We start from the raw sequence: 3,529 nt of genomic DNA, 5'->3' as shown, positions 1-3,529 counted from the left end.
CGCTGTCTCGTGGGCTCGGAGATGTGTATAAGAGACAGTCGCGGCCCTCTTCCCGCCAGACAGACCACGGATCGGTGGGCCGGTGACCGACTTCAGCAAGCCCCGCGGAGAGATGATCCGGAGGCTGGCGGCATCCGTCGACGCATCCGACGGGGCGGCGGTCCGCGTCCTCGATGCGATGGCCTCCATCCCCAGGCACCTGTTCGTGGAGCCGCCCCTCTGGCACAGGGCCTACGCCGACTGCTCGCTGCCCATAGGCCGGGGTCAGACCCTCAGCCAGCCGGCGACGGTTCTCGCCTGCCTCTCGGCGCTCGACCCCGGACCCTCGGATTCGATGCTCGAGATAGGCAGCGGAAGCGGATACCTGGCTTGCCTGGCCGGCAGGCTGTGCGGCCGCGTCACCGCAATAGAGACGATGCTCGACCTGGTCCACAGGTCGAGGAGGGTGATCGAGGGCCTCGGGCTGTCCAACGTCCACGTGAACTACGGCGACGGGAGCGCGGGATGGCCCTCCGGCGCGCCGTACGATTGCATACTCCTCAGCGCCGCCTCGCGGTCGGTCCACCCCGCCCTCTTCGACCAGCTCTCCGAGGGGGGCAGGCTGGGAGCCCCGGTACAGGCCGACGGGGGGCAGGTGCTCAGGTTCTTCAGGAAGACCGGCGGCATGGTGGCCGAGTACGGTGAGGCCGTGCCCTGCAGGTTCGTGCCGCTCACTGGGAGGTTCGGGTCGGATGGGTGAATGGATCCTCGCTAAACTGGCATTCCTGCCCGACTGGGCCCAGATGCTGCTGCTCTCCGCGATCCCCCTCACGGAGCTCAGGGCGAGCATCCCGATAGCGTTCACCCTGATGAAGGACGCGTGGGGCTGGAACTGGTGGCAGATCTACATCCTCGCGGTCGCGGGCAACATGCTCCCGGTGCCCTTCATACTCTGGCTGCTGGACCCCGTCAGCAGGTTCCTCTCGAGGTGGCGGATCTTCAGGAGGTTCTTCGAGGGAGTGTTCGAGCGGGCCAGGAAGAGGGCCGGGAGCAGCATAGAGAAGTACGAGGCGCTCGGTCTGGCCGTGTTCGTGGCCATACCCCTGCCGATGACCGGAGCCTGGTCGGGGTGCGTGGCCGCCATGCTCTTCGGCATCCCGTTCCGTCTGGCCCTTCCCTCGATCGCGCTCGGAGTGGCGGGGGCCGGGGCGATAGTGACCCTCGTGATGACCGGAGTGCTCGCCGGAGCGGGTTTCCTCATCGGGCGTTGACCCTCCGGAGAGTGCCAAGCTAGATTCGGTGACCGTCGGGGCGTAGCGCAGTCCGGCTAGCGCGCCTGGTTCGGGACCAGGAGGTCGGAGGTTCAAATCCTCTCGCCCCGACCACATTTCTCCGGGAGTCCGATGGCCGGACCTTTCAGCACGGTTTCGATCGCCGGTTCCGCGGATGCGCCCGAAGGGGATCTCGCATTCGCGAGGAGGCTGGGCTTCCTTCTCGGCTCGTCCGGCTACACCGTGGTCTGCGGTGGAGGCCCCGGCGTGATGGAGGAGGCCTGCAGGGGCGCACGGGACGCCGGCGGGCTGACTGTCGGTATCCTGCCCGGCACGGATCCTTCCGAGGGGAATCCCTTTCTGGACATCGTTCTGCCCACCGGGCTCGGGCTCGGCCGGAACAGGGCCGTGGCCCTTGCCGGATCGTGCCTCGTGGCGGTCGGCGGCGCGAACGGCACACTGTCCGAGATCGCATGCGCGCTCCAGGCCGGGAGGCCTGTGTGCTGCCACGGGACATGGTCAGTGATACCGGGCGTGGCCCAGGCCGCGACCCCGGAGGAGGCCTTCTCGTTCGTCGAGGAGTGCGGGAGGAGACGGTCATGAGGAACGCAGAGGATCTCGAGAGGCTGATCAGGAACGTCCCCGACTTCCCCAGGCCGCCCGTCGTCTTCAAGGACATCACGACGATCCTCACCGAACCCGGCGCGCTCGGAGACGCGGTCACGCTGCTCGAGCGCAGGACGGCCTCGATCAGGTACGATGCGGTGGCCTCGATCGAATCGAGGGGCTTCGTGTTCGGGGCTGTCCTGGCCGAACGGAGGGGCCTGCCGCTGGTGCTCGTCAGGAAGCCCGGCAAGCTGCCGGCAGAGACGATAGGGGAGGACTACGACCTGGAGTACGGCAGCGCGAGGATAGAGATGCACAAGGGCTCCCTCCCCTCCGGGACCAGGGTGTTCGTGGTCGACGACCTCGTAGCCACCGGCGGATCAGCGCTGGCCGCCTGTCGTCTCGTGGAGAGGGACGGCGGTATCGTCGCGGGAGCCGGCTTCATCGTGAACCTCGAGTTCCTCGGCGGGCGGGCCCGCCTCGAGGATGCAGGCTATCAGGTCGGGTTCGTCATAAGAGTCGATTCGGAACAGCCGGTTTGACCCGGCCGGGCGCCGGGTCTCATATTCCGATCCTGGTTCCGGGGGCACTCCGCCTCCGGGGCAGTCACGTCGAAAGGTGGTTTCCATGAGGTTCCTCCTCACGTTGTCCATGGCCGCAATGCTGGCTTTCCTGCCGGGATGCGGCGAGAAGCCCGCCGATGAGCAGGGTGCGGACTCCACTGCGGTTGCCGGCGATCAGGGCGTTCCCCGGATCGACCTCCAGACCCCCGAGCTGGCAGTCGGCCAGTGGATCTCCTACGGCGTCAACCAGGATTCGGCCGAGGTGAAGCTCTCCGTAGTCTCCACGCAGGACATGGCCGGCGTCGAGTGCTTCTGGGTCCAGGTCGAGGGCCAGGGCGAATCCGTCCAGATCCTGGTCGATCCCGCCCAGATCCGCGATGTGATGACCAGGACGTCCGAGACCGCCAACGAGTTCTATGCCGATCCCGCCGCCTACGTCGCGGCCAACGTGCCGTCCGACCCCAGGCAGATGCTCACCACCGAGGAGAACATCCAGAACTTCATGGCCCTCGTCGGCGCCATCAAGATGGTGAAGGTCATGGACAACGGCACGCTGATGGCCTACGACCTCTCCAACGTCCCCGCCACGATCGAGCCCGTCCTGTCCGACTCCGCGTTCCTCGCGCAGCTCCAGGCCGGGATGCAGATCGAGGTCGGCGACGAGGCCGCCACCGACAGCCTGATCGAGAAGATCTCCCAGTACGAGTTCACCGCCGAGAACACCGACATGGACATCGCCGGCACCGGCATGGGCGGCTCGCTGTTCACGATGACCGGACCCGAGATGACGGCCGAGGTGTTCCTCTGCGCCGACCTCCCGATCATCCCGCTGGGATACGCGAAGGCCACCAGGGCCACCGACGGTGACGAGCAGATCCTGAGCGTCCGCGGCTTCGGCATGGAGGGCGCCGTGGACCTCATGCCCGGAGCCCCCGCCCAGACCGTGGACGTGGCTCCGATGGTCCAGATGCTCATAATGCAGATGCAGAGCCAGATGCAGCAGCCCCAGGGGGCGCAGGGCAACCTCTAGCCTCCCCGGTCGGTCCCATGCGGAGAGCCCCGGCGCAGGCCCCGGCTCTTATCACAGATGCCCCAAACTTTTTAGGATAT

General features: G+C 67.0%; 5 protein-coding genes and 1 tRNA gene. All 6 read left to right on the top strand.

Annotated features, from left to right (window positions below):
* Window positions 1–82 precede the first annotated feature (82 nt).
* The 6 genes from pcm to QUS11_08980 all read left to right on the top strand — a co-directional run bounded on the left by pcm (window position 83) and on the right by QUS11_08980 (window position 3,449).
* Complete coding sequence (gene pcm / locus QUS11_09005) at window positions 83–739, top strand: protein-L-isoaspartate O-methyltransferase (GenBank protein ID MDM7993438.1); 657 nt, start codon at window positions 83–85, stop codon at window positions 737–739.
* Window positions 732–1,250: a small multi-drug export protein gene (locus QUS11_09000; GenBank protein MDM7993437.1), complete on the top strand. Its 519-nt coding sequence runs from the start codon at window positions 732–734 to the stop codon at window positions 1,248–1,250. Before pcm ends, QUS11_09000 begins: the two co-directional genes overlap by 8 nt.
* 36 nt (window positions 1,251–1,286) lie before the next feature.
* A tRNA-Pro gene (locus tag QUS11_08995) sits at window positions 1,287–1,364 on the top strand.
* Window positions 1,365–1,382: 18 nt separating this feature from the next.
* Window positions 1,383–1,853 carry a TIGR00725 family protein gene (locus QUS11_08990; GenBank protein MDM7993436.1) on the top strand — a complete coding sequence of 157 codons (471 nt, stop codon included), beginning with the start codon at window positions 1,383–1,385 and terminating at the stop codon, window positions 1,851–1,853.
* On the top strand, window positions 1,850–2,398 hold the full coding sequence (locus QUS11_08985; protein ID MDM7993435.1) for an adenine phosphoribosyltransferase: 549 nt from the start codon (window positions 1,850–1,852) through the stop codon (window positions 2,396–2,398). The genes QUS11_08990 and QUS11_08985 overlap by 4 nt, the downstream gene beginning before the upstream one ends.
* A gap of 85 nt (window positions 2,399–2,483) precedes the next feature.
* Window positions 2,484–3,449, top strand: coding sequence for a hypothetical protein (locus QUS11_08980; protein ID MDM7993434.1), 966 nt, complete (start codon window positions 2,484–2,486; stop codon window positions 3,447–3,449).
* Window positions 3,450–3,529 lie beyond the last annotated feature (80 nt).

This window comes from Candidatus Fermentibacter sp. (genome assembly GCA_030373045.1).
GTDB lineage: Bacteria > Fermentibacterota > Fermentibacteria > Fermentibacterales > Fermentibacteraceae > Fermentibacter.
Note: the sequence above shows the minus strand (reverse complement) of the source record. Positions and strands in the feature narration are given on the sequence as shown.